The organism is Enterobacter cloacae complex sp. 6730903, from assembly GCF_048283985.1.
GTDB lineage: Bacteria > Pseudomonadota > Gammaproteobacteria > Enterobacterales > Enterobacteriaceae > Enterobacter > Enterobacter hormaechei_C.
This window is the reverse complement of the sequence record NZ_JBLVXX010000030.1, coordinates 34,010-57,158: the sequence shown is the minus strand read 5'-3', so window position 1 is coordinate 57,158 and position 23,149 is coordinate 34,010. Positions and strand designations below refer to the sequence as shown.

General features: G+C 57.7%; 24 protein-coding genes. 12 read left to right on the top strand and 12 right to left on the bottom strand.

The features are described 5' to 3' along the window. Positions 1-48 precede the first annotated feature (48 nt). From yihX to fabY, 4 genes are read left to right on the top strand one after another with little or no spacing between them, the layout of a single operon-like run. Complete coding sequence (yihX, locus tag ACNQ0W_RS16090; protein ID WP_062933601.1) at positions 49-648, top strand: glucose-1-phosphatase; 600 nt, start codon at positions 49-51, stop codon at positions 646-648. After that, entirely contained in the window at positions 642-1,523 is an 882-nt protein-coding gene (locus ACNQ0W_RS16085) for a virulence factor BrkB family protein (protein ID WP_003861949.1), read from the top strand. Before yihX ends, ACNQ0W_RS16085 begins: the two co-directional genes overlap by 7 nt. Continuing rightward, positions 1,520-1,957, top strand: a complete 438-nt coding sequence (gene dtd / locus ACNQ0W_RS16080) for a D-aminoacyl-tRNA deacylase (protein WP_015569909.1) — start codon at positions 1,520-1,522, stop codon at positions 1,955-1,957. Before ACNQ0W_RS16085 ends, dtd begins: the two co-directional genes overlap by 4 nt. 44 nt (positions 1,958-2,001) lie before the next feature. Beyond that, positions 2,002-2,943, top strand: a complete 942-nt coding sequence (fabY, locus tag ACNQ0W_RS16075) for a fatty acid biosynthesis protein FabY (protein ID WP_015569910.1) — start codon at positions 2,002-2,004, stop codon at positions 2,941-2,943. A gap of 8 nt (positions 2,944-2,951) precedes the next feature. On the opposite strand, the gene ACNQ0W_RS16070 is transcribed toward fabY, so the two are convergent. Then, positions 2,952-3,872, bottom strand: a complete 921-nt coding sequence (locus ACNQ0W_RS16070; protein ID WP_062933602.1) for an alpha/beta hydrolase — start codon at positions 3,870-3,872, stop codon at positions 2,952-2,954. A 198-nt stretch (positions 3,873-4,070) separates the two neighbouring features. Between ACNQ0W_RS16070 and ACNQ0W_RS16065 the strand changes: the two genes are divergently transcribed. Together ACNQ0W_RS16065 and ACNQ0W_RS16060 are read left to right on the top strand one after the other, a co-directional pair. Next, positions 4,071-4,313 (top strand): ribbon-helix-helix domain-containing protein, encoded by a 243-nt coding sequence (locus ACNQ0W_RS16065; protein WP_015569912.1) that lies wholly within the window; start codon positions 4,071-4,073, stop codon positions 4,311-4,313. Between the two features lie 2 nt (positions 4,314-4,315). After that, complete coding sequence (locus ACNQ0W_RS16060) at positions 4,316-4,687, top strand: type II toxin-antitoxin system VapC family toxin (protein ID WP_077266491.1); 372 nt, start codon at positions 4,316-4,318, stop codon at positions 4,685-4,687. A 39-nt stretch (positions 4,688-4,726) separates the two neighbouring features. On the opposite strand, the gene fdhE is transcribed toward ACNQ0W_RS16060, so the two are convergent. Genes fdhE through fdnG form a run of 4 tightly spaced genes read right to left on the bottom strand, consistent with a single transcriptional unit; the run spans position 4,727 to position 10,250 of the window. Further along, entirely contained in the window at positions 4,727-5,656 is a 930-nt protein-coding gene (fdhE, locus tag ACNQ0W_RS16055; RefSeq protein ID WP_062933603.1) for a formate dehydrogenase accessory protein FdhE, read from the bottom strand. Beyond that, entirely contained in the window at positions 5,653-6,288 is a 636-nt protein-coding gene (gene fdoI, locus ACNQ0W_RS16050) for a formate dehydrogenase cytochrome b556 subunit (RefSeq protein ID WP_003861958.1), read from the bottom strand. Before fdoI ends, fdhE begins: the two co-directional genes overlap by 4 nt. Continuing rightward, a complete protein-coding gene (gene fdxH / locus ACNQ0W_RS16045; protein WP_014072386.1) occupies positions 6,285-7,187 on the bottom strand; it encodes a formate dehydrogenase subunit beta in 903 nt (300 codons plus the stop codon). Before fdxH ends, fdoI begins: the two co-directional genes overlap by 4 nt. A gap of 12 nt (positions 7,188-7,199) precedes the next feature. Next, entirely contained in the window at positions 7,200-10,250 is a 3,051-nt protein-coding gene (fdnG, locus tag ACNQ0W_RS16040) for a formate dehydrogenase-N subunit alpha (protein WP_111976126.1), read from the bottom strand. Between the two features lie 371 nt (positions 10,251-10,621). Between fdnG and fdhD the strand changes: the two genes are divergently transcribed. Together fdhD and ACNQ0W_RS16030 are read left to right on the top strand one after the other, a co-directional pair. Continuing rightward, the gene (gene fdhD, locus ACNQ0W_RS16035) at positions 10,622-11,458 is read left to right on the top strand and encodes a formate dehydrogenase accessory sulfurtransferase FdhD (RefSeq protein ID WP_062933604.1); all 837 of its coding nucleotides are present in this window, start codon (positions 10,622-10,624) and stop codon (positions 11,456-11,458) included. A gap of 114 nt (positions 11,459-11,572) precedes the next feature. Continuing rightward, positions 11,573-11,785: a DUF1471 domain-containing protein gene (locus ACNQ0W_RS16030; protein WP_062933605.1), complete on the top strand. Its 213-nt coding sequence runs from the start codon at positions 11,573-11,575 to the stop codon at positions 11,783-11,785. 39 nt (positions 11,786-11,824) lie between these two features. Here the strand turns inward: ACNQ0W_RS16030 and ACNQ0W_RS16025 are convergent, their stop codons facing one another. Together ACNQ0W_RS16025 and ACNQ0W_RS16020 are read right to left on the bottom strand one after the other, a co-directional pair. Continuing rightward, entirely contained in the window at positions 11,825-12,148 is a 324-nt protein-coding gene (locus ACNQ0W_RS16025) for an AzlD domain-containing protein (protein ID WP_003861969.1), read from the bottom strand. Beyond that, a complete protein-coding gene (locus ACNQ0W_RS16020) occupies positions 12,148-12,807 on the bottom strand; it encodes an AzlC family ABC transporter permease (protein ID WP_003861971.1) in 660 nt (219 codons plus the stop codon). The genes ACNQ0W_RS16025 and ACNQ0W_RS16020 overlap by 1 nt, the downstream gene beginning before the upstream one ends. Before the next feature lie 103 nt (positions 12,808-12,910). On the opposite strand from ACNQ0W_RS16020, the gene ACNQ0W_RS16015 reads away from it, so the two are divergent. The 4 genes from ACNQ0W_RS16015 to ACNQ0W_RS16000 all read left to right on the top strand — a co-directional run bounded on the left by ACNQ0W_RS16015 (position 12,911) and on the right by ACNQ0W_RS16000 (position 18,023). After that, entirely contained in the window at positions 12,911-13,459 is a 549-nt protein-coding gene (locus tag ACNQ0W_RS16015) for a helix-turn-helix domain-containing protein (protein WP_003861973.1), read from the top strand. 17 nt (positions 13,460-13,476) lie between these two features. Beyond that, positions 13,477-14,472 carry a LacI family DNA-binding transcriptional regulator gene (locus tag ACNQ0W_RS16010; protein WP_003861974.1) on the top strand — a complete coding sequence of 332 codons (996 nt, stop codon included), beginning with the start codon at positions 13,477-13,479 and terminating at the stop codon, positions 14,470-14,472. A gap of 105 nt (positions 14,473-14,577) precedes the next feature. Then, positions 14,578-16,701 carry an alpha-galactosidase gene (locus ACNQ0W_RS16005; RefSeq protein WP_417933214.1) on the top strand — a complete coding sequence of 708 codons (2,124 nt, stop codon included), beginning with the start codon at positions 14,578-14,580 and terminating at the stop codon, positions 16,699-16,701. Positions 16,702-16,745: 44 nt separating this feature from the next. Next, on the top strand, positions 16,746-18,023 hold the full coding sequence (locus ACNQ0W_RS16000; RefSeq protein WP_047051655.1) for an MFS transporter: 1,278 nt from the start codon (positions 16,746-16,748) through the stop codon (positions 18,021-18,023). Here ACNQ0W_RS16000 and rhaM read toward each other — a convergent pair. From rhaM to ACNQ0W_RS15975, 5 genes are all read right to left on the bottom strand, one after another. Continuing rightward, positions 18,011-18,325 carry an L-rhamnose mutarotase gene (gene rhaM / locus ACNQ0W_RS15995; protein WP_062933607.1) on the bottom strand — a complete coding sequence of 105 codons (315 nt, stop codon included), beginning with the start codon at positions 18,323-18,325 and terminating at the stop codon, positions 18,011-18,013. The two genes, ACNQ0W_RS16000 and rhaM, sit on opposite strands and share 13 nt — an antisense overlap. After that, entirely contained in the window at positions 18,322-19,470 is a 1,149-nt protein-coding gene (gene fucO, locus ACNQ0W_RS15990) for a lactaldehyde reductase (protein ID WP_062933608.1), read from the bottom strand. Before fucO ends, rhaM begins: the two co-directional genes overlap by 4 nt. Positions 19,471-19,567: 97 nt before the next feature. Next, the gene (locus ACNQ0W_RS15985) at positions 19,568-20,572 is read right to left on the bottom strand and encodes an ABC transporter permease (RefSeq protein ID WP_047051658.1); all 1,005 of its coding nucleotides are present in this window, start codon (positions 20,570-20,572) and stop codon (positions 19,568-19,570) included. After that, the gene (locus ACNQ0W_RS15980) at positions 20,569-21,573 is read right to left on the bottom strand and encodes an ABC transporter permease (protein ID WP_062933609.1); all 1,005 of its coding nucleotides are present in this window, start codon (positions 21,571-21,573) and stop codon (positions 20,569-20,571) included. The genes ACNQ0W_RS15985 and ACNQ0W_RS15980 overlap by 4 nt, the downstream gene beginning before the upstream one ends. Beyond that, positions 21,574-23,076 carry a sugar ABC transporter ATP-binding protein gene (locus ACNQ0W_RS15975; RefSeq protein WP_062933610.1) on the bottom strand — a complete coding sequence of 501 codons (1,503 nt, stop codon included), beginning with the start codon at positions 23,074-23,076 and terminating at the stop codon, positions 21,574-21,576. Between the last annotated feature and the right edge of the window lie 73 nt (positions 23,077-23,149).

Here is a 23,149-nt window from a genome sequence, read left to right as displayed (position 1 = left end):
TTTCTCTTTCCCGCTACAGTTACTTTTCCACGGCGAAAGGAGATAAACATGCTTTATATCTTTGACTTAGGAAATGTAATCGTCGATATCGATTTTAACCGGGTGCTGGGTGCATGGAGCGATTTTAGCCGTGTTCCGCTGGCGACGTTAAAGCAGAATTTCGCGATGGGTGAGACTTTCCATCTGCACGAGCGCGGTGAGATCAGCGATGAAGCGTTCGCAGAGCGTTTCTGTCAGGAAATGGGTCTCTCGTTAAGCTACGAGCAGTTTTCCCACGGCTGGCAGGCGGTTTTTGTCGCGATCCGCCCGGAAGTGATCGACATCATCCACAAGCTGCGCGAGCAGGGGCATCGCGTCGTCGTGCTGTCGAATACCAACCGCCTGCATACCACCTTCTGGCCGGATGAATACCCGGAAATCCACGCGGCGGCAGATAAGGTGTATCTCTCCCAGGAGATGGGGATGCGTAAACCTGAGGCGCGCATCTATCAGGCGGTATTGCAGGAAGAAGGATTCACGGCGGCGGATGCGGTCTTTTTTGACGACAACGCCGATAATATAGAAGGGGCTAATCAGTTAGGTATCACCTCCATTCTGGTGACTGGAAAAGAGACGATACCGAACTACTTTGCGAAGCAGTTATGCTAAAAACCGTTCATCAAAAAGCCAATCACCACACGCGCCCGCTGAGGGCGTGGCTGAAACTCCTCTGGCATCGCATTGACGAGGACAACATGACCACGCTGGCGGGCAATCTCGCTTACGTGTCGTTGCTCTCGCTGGTGCCGCTGGTGGCGGTGATTTTTGCGCTTTTTTCGGCGTTTCCAATGTTTGCCGATGTGAGCATGCAGCTTCGCCATTTTGTTTTTGCGAACTTTATTCCGGCCACCGGCGATGTGATCCAGAACTACATTGAACAGTTTGTCGCAAACTCCAGCAAGATGACGGCGGTGGGGGCGTGTGGGCTTATTGTTACCGCGCTGCTGCTGATGTACTCCATCGACAGTGCGCTCAACACCATCTGGCGGAGCAAAAAAGTCCGCCCGAAGGTTTACTCCTTTGCCGTCTACTGGATGATTTTAACACTTGGCCCATTGCTGGCGGGGGCAAGCCTGGCGATCAGTTCCTACCTTCTTTCGCTGCGCTGGGCAACAGACTTAAACAGCGTGATCGATAACGTGCTGCGTATCTTCCCGCTGATTTTATCGTGGCTTTCGTTCTGGCTGCTCTACAGCGTGGTGCCAACTACGCGCGTACCCAACCGGGATGCCGTGGTGGGTGCGCTGGTCGCGGCGTTGCTCTTTGAGCTGGGCAAGAAAGGATTCGCGCTTTATATCACCATGTTCCCCTCTTATCAGTTGATTTACGGCGTGCTGGCGGTGATCCCCATTTTGTTTGTCTGGGTCTACTGGACGTGGTGTATCGTCTTGCTTGGCGCCGAAATAACTGTCACTCTCGGGGTCTACCGCGAACTCAAAAAAGCAGCAGAAGCTGAAAAACAACAAGAAGCAGACCAACCATGATTGCATTGATTCAGCGCGTAACCCGTGCCAGCGTCACCGTGGCGGATGAGGTGACGGGTGAAATTGGCCCAGGACTTTTGGTGCTCCTGGGTGTCGAAAAGGATGACGACGAACAAAAAGCCAACCGCTTATGTGAGCGCGTGCTGGGCTACCGCATTTTCAGCGATGCGGAAGGTAAGATGAACCTGAACGTTCAGCAGGCGGGCGGCAGCGTGCTGGTGGTTTCCCAGTTTACGCTGGCTGCGGATACCGAACGCGGCATGCGGCCGAGTTTTTCGAAGGGCGCGGCACCGGATCGCGCAGAAGCCCTATACGAGTACTTTGTTGAGCGCTGTCGCCAACAGGACATGAATACACAAACCGGACGATTCGCTGCGGATATGCAGGTTTCGCTGGTGAACGATGGCCCCGTCACATTCTGGCTCCAGGTATGAGCCAACTGGCGGCATGGCCGCGGGTAACAAGAGAGAGTACAGCTATGTATCACCTTCGAGTACCGCAAACGGAAGAAGAATTAGACGCTTATTACCATTTCCGCTGGGAAATGCTGCGCAAGCCACTGCATCAACCGAAAGGGTCTGAACGCGACGCCTGGGACGCGATGGCGCACCACCAGATGGTGGTTGATGAAGAGGGCAACCTCGTTGCCGTGGGACGTCTGTATATCAATGCCGACAACGAAGCTTCAATCCGCTTTATGGCCGTTCACCCCTCCGTGCAGGACAAAGGCCTCGGAACGCTGATGGCAATGACGCTGGAATCCGTCGCCCGTCAGGAAGGGGTCAAGCGCGTCACCTGTAGCGCCCGCGAAGATGCCGTTGAGTTCTTTGCCAAGCTTGGTTTCGTGAATCAGGGGGAAATCACCGCCCCGCAAACTACGCCGATTCGTCACTTTTTGATGATCAAACCCATCGCCACGCTGGACGATATTCTCCATCGCGCCGACTGGTGCGGTCAGCTCCAGCAGGCGTGGTATCAGCACATTCCGCTCAGTGAAAAAATGGGTGTGCGTATTCAGCAGTACACCGGGCAAAAATTTATTACCACCATGCCGGAAACCGGCAACCAGAACCCGCACCATACCCTGTTTGCCGGCAGCCTGTTTTCACTCGCCACGCTCACCGGCTGGGGGCTGATCTGGCTGATGCTGCGCGAACGTCATCTCGGCGGCACCATTATTCTGGCCGATGCCCATATCCGCTACAGCGCCCCGATCAGCGGCAAGCCGAGTGCGGTTGCTGACCTGGGCGCACTGGGCGGCGATCTCGACCGTCTGGCGCGTGGACGTAAAGCGCGCGTACAGATGCAGGTTGAGCTGTTCGGCGATGAAACGCCAGGCGCGGTGTTTGAAGGCACCTATATCGTTCTGCCTGCGAAGCCGTATGGCGCGTATGAAGAGGGCGGGAACGAGGAGGAGTAGTCTCCTTCTCACTCTCGCCCGGCATGGTTAATGCGCCAGGCAATATCTCGCATAACGTCTCGCGCTGACTGGCTAATTCCACCCAACTGGAAGAAGCCGTGAATTACACCCCGCCATCGTTGAGCGGTACACTTCACGCCTTGCTCCGTGAGGCGCTGATAAAGCGCCTCGCCTTCGTCGCGTAACGGATCATACTCCGCGGTAACAATATGGACCTTTGGCAGACCGCTAAAGTCGTTGCGCCACAGTGGGCTGACGTCAGGATGCTGACGGTCGGCTCCAGCCAGATACATTTCATAGCCGCTCAAAAGGGTATCGCGAGTAATCACGTAATCCATGCCATTGAGGGTATAGCTTTCAAAACTGGCCGTAGCGTCGAGCATGGGGTAGATAAGAATGAGCTGCGCGGGATCCCAGAGACCTTTGGCTTTAAGCCGCAATGACGTTACCAGCGCAAGATGACCTCCCGCGCTGTCTCCACAAAGTGTAATCCGGTTTTTATCCACGCCTAATAGTTCTGCATTTTGCCAGACAAGATCTGCCGCTCTCTCTGCATCGTCATGCGCAGCGGGGAACGTATGTTCGGGTGCGAGTCTGTACTGAACCGCAATGACCCGGCAGTTACCATAAAACGCCAGTTGGCGAAGCTGATTATCGTGGGTTTCAAACCCACCGCTGACAAAACAACCGCCATGATAGTAGAGGGCAGAAGGTAACATTTCAGGGGCATTGAAAGGCGAAAAGACCCGAAAGGTCATATTCTCAAGAACAAGCGTTTCAACCTGGATACGCTTTTCTGTTTCCCCGGCCAGCGCTGTGCTGGCGACATACCCGCTTCTCCGGTCATCAATACTCTGCTTTCGTGAGGAAGGTCGTCCTGCGGCAATAAACTCCTGTACCAGCTTATCAATACCCTTTTCCAGAGCCATGATTACGTCCTTTTACTGTGTTTTTATACAGTTTATAGCCTGGTTTACAGCAGATGAAAACAGAGAAATGTTGAAAGGTGCATATTGTGGAAAGCGACTCGCAAAATCGATTATTCCCTAAAAAACGTCCTTTCACCCTAAATTGATAAAGAGTATTTTGCCTGAAAATTAATCAAAGATGATATACTAAGGTGATATATGAGCGTTTTGGCGGAACTTGATATGGGCAGAATACTTATCGATTTGTCTGATGACGTGATTCAACGTTTGGATAATCTCAAGCAATTGCGAAATCAACCACGTGCTGAACTGCTTCGGGAAGCGATAGAACTGTATCTCGACCAGCAGAGTTCTTCTGTTATCCGAAATGCGCTTGGTCTGTGGGGAGACAGAAAAGAGGACGGGCTTGAGTATGAACGCAAGCTGCGTGAGGAGTGGTAATCATGGAGCACATGGCAGTGTTTGATACCAATATTCTCATTGATCTCTTCAACAACCGTGTTGAAGCTGCGGATGCGATTGAGCATACCGCGTCGCATCGTGCCATCAGCTTAATTACCTGGATGGAAGTAATGGTGGGCGCTCGCAGGCATGGTCATGAAGCGAAAACGGCAGCCGTGATGGGCGCTTTTGAAATTATTGATGTGTCTCGGGATATTGCGGAAAGAAGCGTTTTACTACGTGAGAAGCATGGAATGAAACTGCCTGATGCTATCATTCTGGCCACAGCGCAGAGCAGAAAATGTCCGTTGATTTCTCGCAACACGAAAGATTTTGCGGGTATTGACGAGGTCCTTACGCCTTACCAGGTATAGGCCGGGCAAGCTCGCGCCGCCCGGCACTCTCACAGGAGATTACTCCCCTTCACCCGGGAACAGGAACGGGTTGATCGAGCTGCGGGCAAAGCCCTCCTGCTCCATCTTCGCATCCAGAATCAGCGAGGCGAGATCGTCGGCCACGGCTTCGACTTTCGGGTCTTTTTCCTGATACAGAATCTTCAGGTAGGTTCCGCAGTCGCCGCAGCTTTCTGCCTTCACCGCCGCGTCTTCATTTTCCAGCGACCAGTAGTTGAGATCGCGGGTCTGCTCGCAGTTGCTGCACTTCACGCGCACCACGTGCCACTCGGTTTCACACAGGTTGCAGTGCAGATAGCGCAGCCCCTGCGTCGTACCAATCTGTACCATGCTGGAGACCGGCATTGAACCACACACCGGACAGAACTGGCGCGCTTCGCCGTATTCGGCGCGGGCTTTGCCTGGGATCAGGCTCGCCATTTGCGCCCAGTAGAGCGACAGCGCAGCCCAGATGAACGGCGCTTTATCGCTGCTCACCAGTGAGAAGTCGGAAGCAAACAGCGCGTTCGCCATCTCTTCCAGCTCCTGATCGGAGGCTTTTTCCAGGTTCTCAATGACCGCCAGTGCCGTGCCGCTCATCTCGGGCTTCAGCTCGGCGATCAGGGAATGCAGCAGCTTATGCCAGTGCTTGTCGCGCGGCAGGACGTGAATATCCAGCGGCGGCTTACCCTGCTCGTTGGCTTCTTTGATGCGTGCGGTCAGGTCCATTTGCAGCGGATGGTCGTACAGCACCACTTCCTGCGCATGGGCGACCAGCGCGGCAAAACGCAGAAAATCGCCCAGCGGGTTGTTCTCTGCCAGCTCGCGCAGACGCTCTGCGCGGCGGTTGTAGAGGTTCTTGAGTCTGGGGAATAACAACGGCGGAATATACTCCGCCGTACGTTTCTCGCTCGACCCCAGCTCATCTTGCGGGATTATGCGAATACTCATTCAGATGACTTTTCCTGTTTCTGGCGGACTTCTCGGTACCAGCGCGGGTGATGTTTCTTCGCCCACGTTTTGGTGACCCAGCCTTCCACCATCGCGGTAATGGTGCCTTTCACCCAGAGGGCGGCGTAAATATGCACCATGATAACCACAATTAACGCCACTGCGGCAAATGAATGCAGCATTAGCGCAAATCGGATCACCGGGATTGAGAAAGCAGGCGCAAAGTACGGACGCCAGATGATCACGCCGCTCACCAGCAACAGGACCAGGAAGATAATCGCCGCCCAGAATACGCATTTCTGGCCGAAGTTATAACGCCCGGTATCACCCACTTCCTCGTTGACGACGATCTTACGAATATTCTTCGCCCAAAAGATATCATCCCGATTGATTAGGTTATGGTGCCAGTAACGGAAAAACATGATGATGAACGACGCGAACATGATGACGCCCACAAACGGGTGCAGTATACGCGCCAGCTGTGGTGTCCCCATGATCTGCATCAGCCAGTTGAAGGACGGGAAGAAGAACCCCAGCCCGCTTATCGCCGCCAGCATGAAGCAGAAGGCGGTGACCCAGTGGTTGATGCGTTCCGGCGCGGTGTAGCGCACGATGGTGTCACGTTTTCTCATTTGCGCACCTCGTCTTTCTCTTCATGCAGGTTGTCGTCTTCCTCTTCCGCGCGGTTCGGACCAACGCCGACGTAGTGGAAGATGCTCGCTGCGAAGGTAGCCGCAAAACCGACCGCGGCCAGCGGTTTCCAGATGCCTTTCCAGAACTTCACGGTGGCGCTGATTTCCGGGTTCTCCGGCAGGCCATGGTACAGATTCGGCTTGTCGGCGTGGTGCAGCACGTACATCACGTGCGTACCGCCAACCCCGGCCGGATCGTACAGGCCCGCGTTATCGTAACCACGGGTTTTCAGCTCGCCCACGCGCTCTGCCGCCAGCGTTTTCATATCCTCTTTAGAGCCAAAGTGGATAGCGCCGGTTGGGCAGGTCTTCACGCACGCTGGCTCCTGGCCCACGTTCACGCGGTCAACGCACAGCGTACATTTGTAGACGCGGTTGTCTTCCGGGTTCAGGCGCGGCACGTCAAACGGACAGCCCGCGATGCAGTAGCCGCAGCCAATACACTGCTCGGACTGGAAGTCGACGATGCCGTTGGCATACTGAATGATAGCCCCTTCTGACGGACACGCCTTCAGGCAGCCCGGATCCGCACAGTGCATACAGCCGTCTTTGCGGATCAGCCATTCCAGTTTGTCGTTCTGCTCCACTTCCGAGAAACGCATTACCGTCCAGGACTTGGCGGTCAGGTCCGCCGGGTTGTCGTACACCCCGACGTTGTGACCCACTTCGTCACGGATGTCGTTCCACTCTGAACAGGCCACCTGACAGGCTTTACAGCCGATACAGGTGGTCACGTCGATAAGCTTGGCCACTTCCTGCTGGTGGTCCCGCGCCTGAGGCGCGGGCGTGAAACCGTTAGTCGCGGAACGACGGATAATATCCTGAGATTGATAAGCCATAAGTCGTCTCCGTTACACCTTTTCCACGTTCACGAGGAAGGCCTTAAATTCCGGCGTCTGCGTGTTCGCATCACCGACGAACGGCGTCAGGGTGTTCGCAATGAACCCTTTCTTCGCCACGCCCTCATAGCCCCAGTGAATCGGGATGCCGATGGTATCCACCTGCTGACCGTGAACGTTCAACGTGCGAATACGCTTGGTCACCACCGCCTTGGCTTTGATGTAGCCGCGGTTAGAGGAGACCTTCACGGTATCGCCATGGGCAATGCCGAGCTTGTTCGCCAGCTTCTCGCCGATCTCCACAAACTGTTCCGGCTGCGCGATGGCATTCAGCAGCGCGTGCTTGGTCCAGTAGTGGAAGTGCTCGGTCAGACGGTAAGTGGTGCCGACATACGGGAACTTGTCCTTTTTACCCAGCGCTTCAAAATCGCCCTTGAAGATACGGGCTGCCGGGTTAGAGACCACGTTCGGGTGCAGCGGGTTAGTACCCAGCGGCGTCTCAAACGGCTCGTAGTGTTCCGGGAACGGCCCTTCCGCCATCTTATCGATAGCAAACAGACGGCCCATCCCTTCAGGCTGCATGATAAACGGCCCGACATCGCTGCCTGGTGCGGCAGTGCTGTAATCCGGAATATCCACGCCGCCCCATTTCGCGCCGTCCCACTTCAGCAGCTGACGCTTCGGATCCCACGGGTTGCCCTGCGGGTCAGCAGAGGCGCGGTTATAGAGGATGCGGCGGTTAAGCGGCCACGCCCATGCCCAGCCCAGCGTATTGCCGAGGCCCGACGGGTCGGCGTTATCGCGGTTGGCCATCTGGTTGCCTTTTGGCGTCCAGCTACCGGCAAAGATCCAGCAGCCGCTGGAGGTCGTACCGTCATCGCGCAGGTGCGCAAAGGTGCTGAGCTGATCGCCTTTCTTCGCCAGCACCGCACCGGTCGCCGGGTCGATAACGTCCGCCAGCGCCTTACCGTTGCTCTCCATCGCCACTTCTTCCGGAGACGGATTCTCTGGCGTCGAGTAGTTCCAGGTCATGTTCAGCACCGGCTCAGGCGTTGCGCCGCCTTCAGACGCGTACATTTTACGCAGGCGTAAGAAGATACCGGCCAGGATCTCGCCGTCGTTCAAGGCGATGCCCGGGGCATCCGCGCCTTTCCAGTGCCACTGCAACCAGCGGCCGGAGTTGACGATAGACCCGTTCTCTTCCGCGAAGCAGGTTGACGGCAGACGGAACACTTCGGTCTGAATCTTCGACGGATCGACATCGTTCGACTCACCGTGGTTCTGCCAGAACGTCGACGTTTCGGTATTGAGCGGGTCAATCGTCACCAGGAACTTCAGCTTCGACAGAGACTCGACAACCTTGTTCTTGTTCGGGAACGACGCCACCGGGTTAAAGCCCTGGCAGATATAGCCGTTGACCTGGCCCTGGTGCATCATTTCGAAGTACTGAAGTACGTCGTAACCTTTGTCCCACTTCGGCAGCCAGTCAAAGCCCCAGCTGTTTTCCGCCGTCGCCTTGTCGCCGTAGAAGGCTTTCATCAGCGAGACGAAGAACTTCGGATAGTTGCCCCAGTAGTTCACCTGGCCTTCGAGCAGCGGTTTTGGCGTGCTGGCCGTCAGGTAAGTTTGCAGGTCAGTCTGTTTCTCGCTCGGCAGGTTCATGTAACCCGTCAGGCTCTGAGACAGCAGGCCGAGGTCGGTCAGACCCTGAATGTTGGAGTGACCGCGCAGGGCGTTCACGCCGCCGCCTGCCATCCCCATGTTGCCGAGGAGCAGCTGAACCATCGCCATGGTGCGGATGTTCTGCGCGCCGATGGAGTGCTGCGTCCAGCCGAGCGCATACAGGAACGACGCGGTTTTATCTTTCGCGCTGGTTTCCGCAATTAGCTCGCACACCTTCAGGAAGTCCGCCTTTGGCGTCCCACAGATGTTTTCGACAACCTCCGGCGTGTAGCGGGAAACGTGCTCTTTCAGCAGGTTCCACACGCAGCGCGGGTGTTGCAGGGTGGTGTCGCGCTTCGCAAAGCCGTTTTCATCCAGCTCGTAGTTCCAGCTGGTTTTGTCGTATTTGCGTTTTTCGGCGTCATAACCGCTGAACAGGCCATCTTCGAAGTGGTAATCCTCACGCACGATCAGGCTGGCGTTGGTATAGGCTTCGGTGTACTCGCGGTTATATTTTTCGTTGGTCATCAGGTACAGCAATACGCCTGACAGGAAAGTGATGTCAGTACCTGAACGAATAGGGGTGTAGAAATCCGCCACTGACGCCGTACGCGTAAAGCGGGGATCGATCACAATCAGCTTCGCGCCGTTGTGGATTTTGGCTTCCATCGCCCAGCGGAACCCGACAGGGTGCGCTTCAGCGGCGTTACCGCCCATCACCACAATGAGGTTGGCGTTTTTGATGTCGACCCAGTGGTTGGTCATCGCACCGCGACCAAATGTTGGAGCAAGACTTGCTACCGTTGGTCCGTGTCAGACACGCGCCTGGTTGTCGACCGCGAGCATACCGAGTGCGCGCGTAAATTTCTGGGTTAAATAGCCGGTTTCGTTACTGGACGCAGAAGCACACAGCATGCCGGTGGAGAGCCAGCGGTTAACGGTGGTGCCTTCGGCATTCTTCGCGATAAAGTTGGCATCGCGGTCTTCTTTCATCAGCTTAGCGATGCGATCGAACGCTTCTTCCCAGCTGATTTGCTGCCATTTGTCAGAGCCGGGAGCGCGATACTCAGGAAACTTCAGGCGGCTTTCGGAGTGGATAAAATCTACCAGACCGGCCCCTTTCGGACACAGCGCACCACGGTTGACCGGGTGATCCGGATCGCCTTCGATGTGGAAAATGGATGCTTTGGCGTTTTTCGCACCGTCGCCGAGGCTATACATTAACAGCCCACAGCCGACGGAGCAGTACGTACAGGTGTTACGGGTTTCGCGGGTGCGCAGCAGTTTATACTGCCGTGTTTCCGCCAGCGCTACACCGGGCGCAAAGCCCAGTGCCGCCGCCGTGGTGCCTGCCATACCGCCAGCGCAGATCTTAAAGAACTGCCTTCTGCTGACCTGCATGGGTCACTCCTTGGTTCATTACGACATTGCTATGTAGTTTTACTCTGCGGTTGAGAATTAACCGCAAAGGAGAAAAATTTGCGTTAATCCCTCATTTCTCCGAGGGATAAGCCCAGAATACCACAATGTCGGTACGCCTGTTCCAACGGCGTTAAAACAAAGTGAACGTATTATCACGGCATTGATTATAAAATGTGATATCAATCACATTTTACCCCATGCATGTTAAAGAGGTGTAGCAGGTGATCGGTTGCACCCCTCCGGATTGAGTAGGAGAATGGTTGCTGAAAAGTTGATCCATACTATGCGTAAGGCCTGCCGTTTGTGTTGCAATAGCAGGCTCACTTCCGTGGTTGTTCAGGAATACCGTTGTGTCTAAACAAAACCGTGCTGCCCACGCGTCGCCACTGCCTGCGGGCATTGTGGAACTGTCGGTACACAGACCGCCTCACATTTCATATGCCACGCCGGATTTTCTGGCGGAAGAGGTCCCCGTTGCCCTGGTTTACAACGGGATTTCGCATGTGGTGATGATGGCCTCGCCGAAAGATCTGGAGCTGTTCGCCATAGGTTTTTCCCTCTCGGAAGGCATCATTGCGCATCCGCAGGAGATCTACGGTATGGATGTGGTTCATGCCTGTAATGGTCTTGAAGTGCAAATCGAACTCTCCAGCCGCCGCTTTATGGGGCTGAAAGAGCGCCGCCGGGCGCTGGCCGGACGTACCGGCTGCGGCGTGTGCGGCGTTGAACAGCTTAACGATATCGGCAAACCCATTATCCCGCTGCCGTTCACCCAGACGTTCAATCTGGCGCATCTTGATCGGGCGCTTGAGCACCTGAACGACGTGCAACCCATCGGTCAGCTCAGCGGCTGTACCCACGCGGCGGCATGGGTATTGCCGTCAGGCAACATTGCCGGCGGTCATGAAGACGTGGGCCGCCACGTCGCGCTGGATAAGCTGTTAGGTCGCCGCGCTCGGGAAAGCAACGTCTGGCAGCAGGGCGCGGCGTTAGTCTCCAGCCGCGCCAGCTATGAGATGGTGCAAAAGTCCGCCATGTGCGGCGTGGAAATTCTGTTTGCGGTGTCAGCGGCAACCACGCTGGCGGTGGAGGTGGCGGAGCGCTGCAACCTGACGCTGGTGGGGTTCTGCAAGCCGGGAAGGGCGACAATTTACACCCATCCGCAGCGATTGATAATTGATCAGTAATTTTGAATGAGTATAGCAAATCCTTCCGCTTTTAGTTGTTCATGATGAGGTCTAATATTTATCTCATCAAGGCACGGCGCCTTATCTAAACAACTTAACGAAAGGGTTTATCTCATGAAAAGCATCAAAACTTTTGTCGCTGTAATTGCTCTGGCTACCTCTTTTGGTTCTTTCGCTGCGCAGACAGTGACCGCAACCGCCTCTACGCTGGATGGTGCAGAAGCTAAAATCGCTGCACAGGCTCAGGAAGCGGGCGCGTCATCCTACAAAATTACCCAGGCATTCACCGGTAACCGCGTACACATGACCGCTGAACTGAACAAATAATTCCGCTATACCGTCGAAAGAGCGCCCCTGGGGCGCTTTTTAGTTTATGCCCGCCAGACGCAGCAGAGCAGTCACCACCGCCGCCGCGACGATCACCACGATTAACGGCATTTTGCGCCAGGCCAGAAACACCGCGAACCCCACCCCCAGCACGCGCGCCATCCCGGCAAAATGGTCCCCTTCATAAAACGTGGTCGCCAGCGCGACGGAGAACAACAAAACGGTAGCCGCGTCTGAAAGCAGCGCCTGCGACCGTTCTGAAAGCGCCAGCCGGTTGCCAAGCTTCGCTCCGCCAAGACGCATCAGATAGGTTCCGGCAGAAAGAATGGCGATGCCGAGAATAAAGACCGTCATGTTTTCCATTATTTTTTCCTCGCGGCAAGGCCGAGCAAAGAGAGCAGCACCGGCAGACCCACCGGCGCAAACGGTACGGCGGCCAGCGACAACACTGCGCCGCTACAGGCGCGGATCAGCGTGGTACGGTTTTTAAATGCCGGCACCACTAACGCCAGCAGGATCGCCGGGAACACCGCGTCCAGCCCGATGGTTTCCGGGTCCGGCAGCAGCTTGCCGACCATCGCGCCCAGCACCGCCCCCAGCGGCCAAATGATTGCCACGCCCAGGCCGCACAGCCAGTAGGCCGCTTTACGCTGCTCGGCGGTTTTTTGCGACAGACCGAACACCACGCTTTCATCGTTCATGATATGACAGCCCAGAAAGCTCAGGCCGCGCTTGCCCACCAGGTCACGCACCGTTACGCCGAACGGCACATGGCGCGCGTTAACCAGTAAACCGGCCGCGGCCGCCGCCAGCGGATTGCCGCCGCTCGCGACGATGCCGATAAACATAAACTCGGATGCGCCTGCCAGCACCGTGAGGGAGAGGACAAACGGCACCCACAGCGGGAAACCGTAGGCCATCGCCAGTGAGCCATAAGACATGCCGACCACGCCCACCGCGAGGCAGACCAGGACGATCGCTTTTATCGTGTCGCCTTTCAGGCAAGAGAGGTGATTCTTCATACCATTTTAGCCATATCGAACGTATTTCCATTATAATGAACGCATCAGAAACGTTTTACAAGACGAACGATTCGTTCGTTATAGAGAGACAGAGGCCGTTATTATGACGCAGCCAATCAGCGTGATCGCCAAAAGCCTGGTACGAGAACGCCTGCGAACCGGGCTCTCACTGGCGGAAATTGCCCGCCGTGCCGGGATCGCCAAATCCACACTTTCACAACTGGAATCTGGCAACGGCAATCCTAGCCTGGAAACGCTGTGGTCGCTTTGCGTGGCACTGGATATTCCGTTTGCCCGGTTACTGGAGCCGCAACAACCCGTCACGCAGGTGATCCGCCGCGGCGAGGGCACAAAAGTCGTCGCCGGGCAGGCGAACTACGAGGCGATTTTGCTCGCGGCGTGTCCGCCTGGCGCGCGTCGTGATATCTATCTGCTGCTGACTCAGCCGGGGGCAGACCGTATTTCCCAGCCCCATCCGCCTGGGTCGGTTGAGCATATTATCGTGACCCAGGGGCGGGCGATGGTCGGCCTGATCGACGCGGCGGAAGAGCTCGGCCCGGGAGATTACATTTGCTACCCCGCTGACCAGCCGCATATCTTTAAGGCGCTGGAGCCGGATACGCACGCGCTGCTGGTGGCGGAACAAAACTAACGAAGATACGGAAAATCATGTCGCTTAAAGCCATTGCCAAAGAACTGGGGCTGTCTGTTACCACCGTCAGCCGCGCCCTCAACGGGTATGACGACGTTTCTGCTGAGACGCGGGCCCGCGTGGAAGCGGAGGCCCAGCGCCGTGGCTACCGACCAAACACCTTTGCCCGCCGCCTGAAGATGGGCAAAATCGACGCCGTCGGGCTGGTGTTTCCGGTGCATCCTGTTCCGCTCAATAACAGCGTTTTTATGGACATGGTCGGCGAAATTAGCCACGAACTGGCGCGACATGAGATTGACCTGCTGCTCATCGCTGACGACGATCTGGCGGACAAACACAGCTATATGCGCATGGTGCAGAGCCGACGCGTGGATGCGCTGATTGTGGCGCATACGCTGGATCACGATCCGCGTCTTGAGCAGCTTCAGGCCGCCGGGTTCCCGTTCCTGGCGCTCGGCCGCAGCCAGCTCCCGCAGCCGTACGCGTGGTTCGATTTCGACAACTATGCCGGTACGTATCAGGCCACCCGCTGGCTGATCGAGAAAGGCCATCAGCGCATTGCGCTGCTGGGCGAAAGCAACAACCAGGCATTCATCACCCAGCGCCGCCAGGGCTATCTGGACGCGCTGCGGGAAGCCGGACTTTCCAGCGAATGGCTGCGCGCCATGCCCCCTTCGCGCCGCGTGGGGTATGCCACCACACAAGAACTTCTCTCCCTGCCGCAGCCACCCACGGCCATCATTACCGACTGCAACACCCACGGCGACGGCGCAGCGATGGCCCTGGCGCAGATGGGGCGCTTAACCGGTGAAAATGCCGTCTCGCTGGTGGTCTATGACGGTTTACCGCAGGACAGCATTGTCGATATCGACGTCGCGGCGGTGATCCAGTCTACCCGTCAGGGCGTCGGGAAACAGATTGCCGATATGGTGCGCCAACTGATTAACGGCGACGACATCGACACCCTTCAGGTGCTCTGGCAGCCGGAATTTTCCCCAGGCCAGACAGCCTGATTACACCAAAAATTCAAAACCCGATCACAGATCCGGAACGTTTTGGTTTGTATCCGAAACGTTTCGGATTAACACTCAGGACATCCCGATGACAGGAGATGTCCGATGCAAGATGCCATTTTTCGACTTGAAAGCAATACGGTTGACGTGGTGCTAAAAGCCCACCCGTTCGCTGAAATTCTCTACTGGGGGCCGCACCTTCAGCACTTTTCGCCGCAGGATGCGCTAAGTATTTCCCGCCCGGTTGCTAACGGCAGGCTGGACGTGGACTCCCCCGTCACGCTGATGGCAGAGCTGGGGCACGGCCTGTTTGGTTCGCCCGGCATCGAGGGGCATCGCCAGGGGCTGGACGGATCGCCTGTCTTCACCACCACAGGCGTACAACAGCAGGGGCAAACCCTGACGGTAACGGCAGAAGATAAACAGGCGGGCCTGCGCCTGACCAGTGAATTAACGCTGGATGCCAGCGGCGTACTGGTGGTGCGCCATGGCTTAACCAACCTGACAACGCAGGCGTGGCAGGTGGATCGCTTTGCCGTGACGCTGCCGGTGGCTGAGCGCGCGCAGGAGGTGATGGCCTTCCACGGACGCTGGATCAGGGAGTTTCAGCCGCACCGCGTGATGCTTGAACATGACAGCTTTGTGATTGAAAACCGCCGGGGTAAAACCTCCCATGAACATTTTCCGGCGCTGATTTCAGGTACGCCGTCATTCAGTGAAATGCACGGCCACGTCTGGGGCGTGCATCTGGGCTGGAGCGGCAACCACCGCCTGCGCGCGGAGGCGAAAACCGATGGCCGCCGCTATATGCAGGCCGAAGCGCTCTACCTGCCGGGTGAAAGGGCGATTGAAGAGGGTGAAACGCTCTGGACGCCGCGCCTGTATGCCAGCCACTCCCCGCACGGGCTGAATGGCATGAGTCAGCAGTTCCACCGCTACTTGCGCGATAATGTTATCCGCTTCCCGGAAGATAAACCGCGCCCGGTGCATCTCAACACCTGGGAGGGGATCTACTTCAACCACGATCCGGACTACATCATGCGCATGGCCGACGAGGCCGCCGCGCTGGGCGTTGAGCGCTTTATCATTGACGACGGCTGGTTCAAAGGCCGCAACGACGACCACGCCGCGCTGGGCGACTGGTATCTGGACGAGAAAAAATACCCGAACGGCCTTAAGCCGGTGATCGATCACGTTAAACAGCTCGGCATGGAGTTTGGTATCTGGGTTGAGCCGGAGATGATTAACCCGGATTCCGATCTGTACCGCGCGCACCCTGACTGGGTGCTGGCGCTGCCGGGCTACGCCCAGGCGACCGGGCGACACCAGCTGGTACTCAATCTCAATATTCCGCAGGCCTTTGATTATCTGGTCGAGCGCATGAGCTGGCTGCTGGGCGAACACGAGGTCGACTACGTGAAGTGGGACATGAACCGCGAGCTGGTGCAGCCAGGGCACAAGGGCAAAGCCGCCGCCGATGCCCAGACGCGCCAGTTTTATCGCCTGCTGGACGTACTGGGCGAGCGTTTCCCGCACATTGAGTTTGAATCCTGCTCCTCCGGCGGAGGGCGAATCGATTATGAAGTGCTGACCCGCTGCCACCGCTTCTGGGCGTCCGACAACAACGACGCGCTGGAGCGCAACACTATCCAGCGCGGCATGAGCTACTTCTTCCCGCCGGAGGTGATGGGGGCGCATATCGGTCATCATAAATGTCATGCCACCTTCCGCCAGCACAGCATTCAGTTCCGCGGGCTGACGGCGCTGTTTGGTCACATGGGGCTGGAGCTGGATCCGCTCACCGTTGACGCGCAGGAGCGTGAAGGCTATCGCCATTACGCCGCGCTGCACAAGCGGTGGCGCGAGATCATTCATCGCGGCACCCAGTGGCGCGTGGATATGCCGGACGCCACCACCCTGGCGCAGGGTATAGTGAGCGAAGACAAGGCGCAGGGGCTGTTTTTGGTCAGCCAGCTCGCGATGCCGGACTACACCCTGATGATGCCGCTGCGCATGCCGGGGTTAGACGCCAGCGCGCAGTACCGCATCACGCTGCTCGATCACCCGAACATTCAGATTACGGGCGAGGGCGGGCACACCATGCGCAAGCTCCCGGCGTGGATGGACGCGCCGCAAACGGTAAGCGGTGAGTGGCTGATGCAGGCGGGTATTGCGCTGCCGATTCTGGATCCGGAAACCGGCATTCTGATTGGTGTGGAACGCGTGTAAGGGTGACGGGCCGGGCAACCGGCCCTCCGTTGAGGATAAAAATAATGAACACAACAACCTGTACCCACAAAGACAACCCGAATTTCTGGATCTTCGGGCTATTCTTCTTTCTCTACTTCTTCATCATGGCCACCTGCTTTCCGTTCCTGCCGATCTGGCTGTCGGACATCATCGGCCTGAACAAAACCCATACCGGGATTGTTTTCTCCTGCATCTCGCTGTCGGCCATTGCCTTCCAGCCGGTGCTGGGGGTCATTTCCGACAAGCTGGGGCTGAAAAAACATCTGCTTTGGATCATCTCGGTGCTGCTGTTCCTGTTCGCGCCGTTCTTCCTGTACGTCTTCGCCCCGCTGCTGAAAACCAATATCTGGCTGGGCGCGCTGAGCGGTGGGATCTATATCGGCTTTGTCTTTTCAGCGGGTTCGGGGGCGATTGAGGCCTACATTGAGCGCGTGAGCCGCAACAGCTTTTTTGAGTACGGCAAAGCGCGTATGTTTGGCTGTCTCGGCTGGGGGCTCTGCGCCTCAACGGGCGGCATCCTGTTCGGCATCGATCCGTCGTATGTATTCTGGATGGGGTCGGGAGCGGCGCTGTTGCTGATGCTGCTGCTGGTGGTCGCGAAACCGAAGCCCAACCAGACGGCGCAGGTGATGAATGCCCTGGGTGCGAATCAGCCGCAGATCACCGCTAAAACCGTCTTTACCCTGTTCCGCCAGCGCAGAATGTGGATGTTCATCCTGTACGTGATTGGCGTGGCCTGCGTGTATGACGTCTTCGACCAGCAGTTTGCCACCTTCTTCAAAACCTTCTTCGCCACGCCGCAGGAGGGGACCCGCGCCTTTGGTTTCGCCACCACGGCGGGGGAAATCTGTAACGCGATCATCATGTTCTGCTCGCCGTGGATCATTAACCGCATCGGCGCGAAAAACACGCTGCTGATTGCCGGGGTGATCATGGCGACGCGCATTATCGGCTCGTCGTTTGCCACCACTGCCGTGGAGGTGATTGCCCTGAAGATGCTGCACGCGCTGGAAGTCCCGTTCCTGCTGGTGGGGGCATTCAAGTACATCACCGGGGTGTTTGATACGCGCCTGTCGGCCACCATCTACCTGATTGGCTTCCAGTTTGCCAAACAGTCGGCGGCGATCTTCCTCTCCGCCTTTGCCGGAAATATGTATGACCGGGTCGGCTTCCAGGAGACGTATCTGATACTGGGCTGCTTCGTGCTGGCGATCACGGTGGTGTCGGCGTTTACGCTGAGTGGCAGGCGGGAGATTGCTGCTACCGCAAGGGCAGCAGCGTTAACACATCAGTCCAGGTAAAACACCTCTTTCAGCGCCGCACTCACCGGGCTGTTATCCGGGTTCGACGGCATAACGTCACCCATATATTTCCACCAGCGCTGGCAGACATCGGTGTTTGCCACCGCGTTCCAGCGCTCTTCCGATTCAATCTCCACCGTCGCAAACAGCAGGTTGCGGGCTTTGTCGAGGTAAATGGCGTAGTGGTGCGCGCCATGGGCTTTCAGTACCGCCTCCAGTTCAGGCCAGATCGGGTTGTGGCGGCGCGCGTACTCCTCGTGTGCGTCCGGGTTTACCTGCATCACAAACGCTTTGCGGATCATAATGCCTCCAGGTACAGCTCGCGGACCTCGTCACGGCTCGCGGTGCGTGGGTTGCACGGCGCGCACGGGTCGGCGAGCGCTTTATCCAGCCAGCCTTCGATATCGGCTTTGGTCACGCCAAGCTGGCTGAAACCGGACGGAATGCCGACCCGGGCGCTCAGGTCACGAATCGCCTGAATGGCTGACATGCTGGCCGCTTCATCGCTCATGCCGCGCGTGTCAACGCCCATCGCCTGCGCCACGCGGGCAAATCGGGCGACCGCGTTCGGGCGGTTAAAGTTTTCGATGATCGGTAGCAGGATGGCGTTGCACACGCCGTGCGGCAGGTTGTGCGTCGCGCCCGGCTGGTGCGCCAGAGCGTGTACCAGACCCAGACCGGCGCTGTTAAACGCCATGCCCGCCAGATACTGACCAAAAGCCATCTGCTCGCGCGCTTCCAGGTTGTGACCGTCGTCGACCGCTTTCGGCAGCCAGACGTTGATCAGGCGAATCGCCTCCAGCGCGTTGGCATCGGTCAGCGGGTGCGCGCCGACGGACACGTAGGCTTCAATGGCGTGGGTCAAGGCATCCATGCCGGTTGCGGCGGTCACGGAGGCCGGAATATCGAGCATCACGCTGGCATCGTCTACGGCGATATCCGGGATGATGTTCGGGTCGATAATCACCTCTTTCACCTGTCGCGCGGCGTCAATGATCACCGCGTTGCTGGTCATCTCCGCCGCCGTGCCTGCGGTGGTGTTGATCGCCACCAGCGGCACGCCCGCGTTTTTCACCTTGCCGACGCCGGAGTAATCGGTTGACGGGCCCGGGTTGGCGGTGAGGATTTTTATCGCCTTGGCGGTATCAATCGGGCTGCCGCCGCCAAAGGCAATCAGGTAATCACACTCCGCATCCTGATATGCCGCATAGCCTTTTTGCACCAGCGCTTCCGTCGGATTCGGGAATACCTCATCGAACAGGTGATACGACATCTGATGGGCGTCGAGCGCGGAAAACAGGCTGTCGAGCAGGCCAAGTTTCACCAGCTGGCCGTCGGTGACAATCAGCGCTTTTCCCCACTGTTTGTTTGCCACCAGATTGACCATATCGCCGATCGCGCCCGCGCCGTGCAGGCTGATTTTTGGAAGCGCCAACATAAAGCTCATGATAATTCTCCTTAATTGCTGTGATTTTTATGCCCGGCGGCGCTGCGCTTGCGCGGGCCTACGGTTAAGTAGGCCGGGTAAACGCAGTGCCACCCGGCTATGAGATCCGTCTTCGCTGCATAATCCGGCGGGTAATAATCGGCAGCGAAATCACCACGATCAGCATCGCGCCGATAATCACCGACATCACAATGCCGGGCACGTTGAGCAGGCTCAGGCCGAAGGTCACCAGCCCCATCAGGAAGGCGGCGATAATCACGCCCACCATGCTGCCGGACCCGCCGAGAATATTGACGCCGCCGAGCACCGCCATCGTCACCACCGCCAGCTCCCAGCCCATCGCGATGGTCGGGCGGGTGCTGCCCAGACGCGAGGTGAGCAGCACCGACGCCAGGCCGGACATCAGTCCTACCAGCGCAAACAGGATCAGGTTGTGGCGCTTCACGTTGATGCCGGAGTACCACGCGCCGGTCGGGTTGTTGCCGATGGCGTAGGTGCGGCGGCCAAAGTTGGTGCGGTGCAGCACAAAGGCAAACAGAGCGGCCAGCACGATAAACAGCGCGAACTCAAACGACAGCGCGCCCCAGACGTAGCCCTGGCCGAACCAGGCGAAGCTCTCCGGGTAGCTGTTCAGCGCCTGGTCCCCGAGCAGGATGTAGGTGATCCCGCGGTACAGGCTCATGGTGCCGATGGTGATGACGATGGACGACAGGTTAAAGCGCGTCACCAGAATGCCGTTGAACAGCCCGCACAGTAGCCCGACGCCTAATCCCACGCAGACCAGCAGCGGCGTATCGACGCCCGCCGCCGCGCAAAAGCCCATCACCGTGGAGCTGAGCGCGATGGTGGAGGCCACCGACAGGTCAATTTCCCGGGCGATAATCAGCATCGCCATCGGCAACACGATGATCGCCTTTTCGGTGAAGTTGAACGTCGCGTCGGAGAGGTTCCAGATATTGAGGAAGTAGGGCGAGGCGAGCGCGTTCACCACAAACACCGCCAGCGTCACCGCCAGCAGGAAGCCCTCCCAGCACAGCAGGCGCTGGAAGATGCCCGTCGCAGAAGTGGGTTTAAACTCTTCAGATGTCATCATTTTGCTCATGGTTTCACCGCCAGTTTCTGACGTGCCAGCGCCGCGTCGCGCAGGATCAGCCTGCCTTTGCGCTTGTTGCCGCGCTCGTTCAGCAGCACAGCGATGACAATGACCGAGCCGGAAATCGCCATCTGCCAGAACGGGGAGACGCCGATCACCGGCAGGGCGTTGTTGATGACGCCAAGGAACAGCGCCCCGAACAGACAGCCGAGCACGCGGCCGGTGCCGCCCATGGTGCTGATCCCGCCAATCACGCAGGCGGCCACCACCTGCAATTCAAAACCGTTCGCGACGTCAACATACGCAACGGCAAAGCGCGAGATCCACAGGTAGCCGCAGAACCCGGCCAGCAGACCGGAAAGGCAGAAGCTGATGAACTGCATTTTCCCGGCGTTGATCCCGGTGTAGTACGCTGCCGTGGCGTTCCCTCCTGCGGTGTAGAGCGCCCGTCCGGTGCGGCTGTAGCGCAGGAAGTAGCCCACCAGCAACAGTACGGCGATGGCGCACCAGCTCAGCACCGGCAAGCCCAGCACTGACGCACGCGGCAGGCCGAGGAAGTCTGCACTCATCTGGTTGGCGTTCACCCAGCCGCCGCCGGAGAGCAAAAAGATCATTCCGCGGTAGATGCTCATGGTGCCGAGCGTGACCACAATCGCCGGAATGCCCAGCTTCCACACCAGCAGGCCGTTAATCGCGCCCATCAGCAGCCCAAGCGCGCTGGCGAGGATCAGCAGCGCCCAGACGGGCACGTCCGGGTAATGGAAGTTAATCAGGGCGACAATCATCCCGGTCAGGGCCAGATTAGCCGCCATCGACAGGTCGATGCCTTTAGTGAGCAGCACCATCATCTGCCCGAGCGCGAGGACGATCAGAATGGTGGTGTCGTTAAACATCTCCACCAGGTTGCCCGGCGCGATAAACGATGGCACGCGGCTGCCAATGGCGACGATCATCAGCACAATCACCGCGCCCAGCAGCGCCTCGCGATGTTTTAAGAGTGAGCTAAGCATTTATGCCGCCTCCTGTTTTGCACCGCTGGCGGCGCTGACGATGGTTTCCGCCGTCGCGTCTCCCGCCTGGTATTCGGCCACCATCAGCCCCTCGTGCATGACGATAATGCGATCCGCCATGCCCATCACTTCCGGCAGTTCGGACGAGACCATAATCACCGCCAGCCCCTGACTGACCAGCTCGGACATAAACTGATGCACGGCTGCCTTTGAGCCGATATCGATGCCTTTTGTCGGCTCATCGAGGATGATCACGTCAGGGTGCGTCGCCAGCCATTTGCCGATCACGACTTTTTGCTGGTTGCCGCCAGAGAGGGTCTCCACCGCCTGCTTCCAGCTGAAGGCTTTCACTTGCAGGCGCCTGGCGTATTCGTCCGCCAGCTTCCATTCGCGGTCGTCATGCAGCACGCCGTTCGGATTGAGCGTGCTGAGCTGAGGCAGGCTGATGTTCTGGGCAATCGGCAGGGCGATAATCGCCCCCTGTTTCTGCCTTTCTTCTGGCACACAGACGATACCGGCCTTGATCGCATCCGCAGGCTGGCGGAAGCGCCGGGGCTGTCCGTTGAGGATAATTTCCCCGGACGATGGCCGCGTGACGCCGGAAAGCGCCTGCATCAGCTCGGTACGCCCGGCACCCACCAGCCCGTAAAAGCCGAGGATCTCCCCTTTACGCAGGGAGAACGAGATATGCGCAAACTCGGTCGGATGGCAGAGGTTTTTCACCTCCAGCACCGTCTCGCCTTTTTCGCAGTCGATTTTCGGGAAGGTTTGGGTAATGGCGCGCCCGACCATCATCGACACCATCCGCTCCTCGGTGATCTCATTTATTGCCCCTGCACCGACGAACACGCCGTCGCGCAAAATGGTGTAGTGATCGGCCAGCTCAAAAATCTCGTCGAACTTGTGGGAGATAAACAGGATGGCTTTGCCCTCCTGCTTTAAGCGTTCCACAATCTGGTAAAACTCGAGGATTTCATGCTGTGACAGCGCCGCCGTCGGTTCGTCGAGGATCACCACCTGCGCCTCAAACGACAGCGCGCGGGCAATCGCCACCATGTGACGCTGGGCGATGCTCAGGGTTTTCAGCGTTGCGCGCGGGTCGATTTGCACCTCAAGGCGGGCAAGAATAGCCTGCGCCCGGCGGTGCATTTCCGGCCAGTCGAGCTTTTTCAGGAAGCCTTTGTGAAGGTACTGACCAACAAAGATATTTTCGGTGACCGAGAGTTCATCAAACAGCACGGTTTCCTGGTGAATGGCGGTGATGCCCATTTTATGCGCCGACTCCGGCGTCGGAAGGTGAACGGGGATCGCCTTGTAGAGAATTTCGCCCTCGTCGGGCTGGTATATGCCGGTCATCACTTTGACCAGCGTCGATTTGCCCGCGCCGTTTTCGCCGATAAGCGCCGTCACTTTGCCGGGCCACAGCGCAAGCTGCACGTTCTCAAGAGCACGCACGCCGGGGAACACCTTGGTGATGCCAGAAAGCTGTAGCAATGGGGTCATGATAGTTCTCCGTTTGGTTCACCCTCACCCCGACCCTCTCCCAAAGGGAGAGGGGGTTAACGTTCCCTCTCCC

Bases quoted from the DNA above. Each gene is read 5' to 3' on its own strand.
- fdoI (WP_003861958.1), bottom strand. From the start codon at position 6,288: ATGAGAAAACGTGACACCATCGTGCGCTACACCGCGCCGGAACGCATC.
- fucO (WP_062933608.1), bottom strand. From the start codon at position 19,470: ATGAGCTTTATGTTGGCGCTTCCAAAAATCAGCCTGCACGGCGCGGGC.
- dtd (WP_015569909.1), top strand. From the start codon at position 1,520: ATGATTGCATTGATTCAGCGCGTAACCCGTGCCAGCGTCACCGTGGCG.
- ACNQ0W_RS16015 (WP_003861973.1), top strand. From the start codon at position 12,911: ATGACGCAGCCAATCAGCGTGATCGCCAAAAGCCTGGTACGAGAACGC.
- fdhE (WP_062933603.1), bottom strand. From the start codon at position 5,656: ATGAGTATTCGCATAATCCCGCAAGATGAGCTGGGGTCGAGCGAGAAA.
- yihX (WP_062933601.1), top strand. From the start codon at position 49: ATGCTTTATATCTTTGACTTAGGAAATGTAATCGTCGATATCGATTTT.
- ACNQ0W_RS15985 (WP_047051658.1), bottom strand. From the start codon at position 20,572: ATGAGCAAAATGATGACATCTGAAGAGTTTAAACCCACTTCTGCGACG.
- ACNQ0W_RS16060 (WP_077266491.1), top strand. From the start codon at position 4,316: ATGGAGCACATGGCAGTGTTTGATACCAATATTCTCATTGATCTCTTC.
- ACNQ0W_RS16030 (WP_062933605.1), top strand. From the start codon at position 11,573: ATGAAAAGCATCAAAACTTTTGTCGCTGTAATTGCTCTGGCTACCTCT.
- ACNQ0W_RS15975 (WP_062933610.1), bottom strand. From the start codon at position 23,076: ATGACCCCATTGCTACAGCTTTCTGGCATCACCAAGGTGTTCCCCGGC.
- ACNQ0W_RS16020 (WP_003861971.1), bottom strand. From the start codon at position 12,807: ATGAAGAATCACCTCTCTTGCCTGAAAGGCGACACGATAAAAGCGATC.
- ACNQ0W_RS16025 (WP_003861969.1), bottom strand. From the start codon at position 12,148: ATGGAAAACATGACGGTCTTTATTCTCGGCATCGCCATTCTTTCTGCC.
- rhaM (WP_062933607.1), bottom strand. From the start codon at position 18,325: ATGATCCGCAAAGCGTTTGTGATGCAGGTAAACCCGGACGCACACGAG.
- ACNQ0W_RS16005 (WP_417933214.1), top strand. From the start codon at position 14,578: ATGCAAGATGCCATTTTTCGACTTGAAAGCAATACGGTTGACGTGGTG.
- fdxH (WP_014072386.1), bottom strand. From the start codon at position 7,187: ATGGCTTATCAATCTCAGGATATTATCCGTCGTTCCGCGACTAACGGT.
- ACNQ0W_RS16085 (WP_003861949.1), top strand. From the start codon at position 642: ATGCTAAAAACCGTTCATCAAAAAGCCAATCACCACACGCGCCCGCTG.
- ACNQ0W_RS16000 (WP_047051655.1), top strand. From the start codon at position 16,746: ATGAACACAACAACCTGTACCCACAAAGACAACCCGAATTTCTGGATC.
- ACNQ0W_RS16070 (WP_062933602.1), bottom strand. From the start codon at position 3,872: ATGGCTCTGGAAAAGGGTATTGATAAGCTGGTACAGGAGTTTATTGCC.
- ACNQ0W_RS15980 (WP_062933609.1), bottom strand. From the start codon at position 21,573: ATGCTTAGCTCACTCTTAAAACATCGCGAGGCGCTGCTGGGCGCGGTG.
- fabY (WP_015569910.1), top strand. From the start codon at position 2,002: ATGTATCACCTTCGAGTACCGCAAACGGAAGAAGAATTAGACGCTTAT.
- ACNQ0W_RS16065 (WP_015569912.1), top strand. From the start codon at position 4,071: ATGAGCGTTTTGGCGGAACTTGATATGGGCAGAATACTTATCGATTTG.
- ACNQ0W_RS16010 (WP_003861974.1), top strand. From the start codon at position 13,477: ATGTCGCTTAAAGCCATTGCCAAAGAACTGGGGCTGTCTGTTACCACC.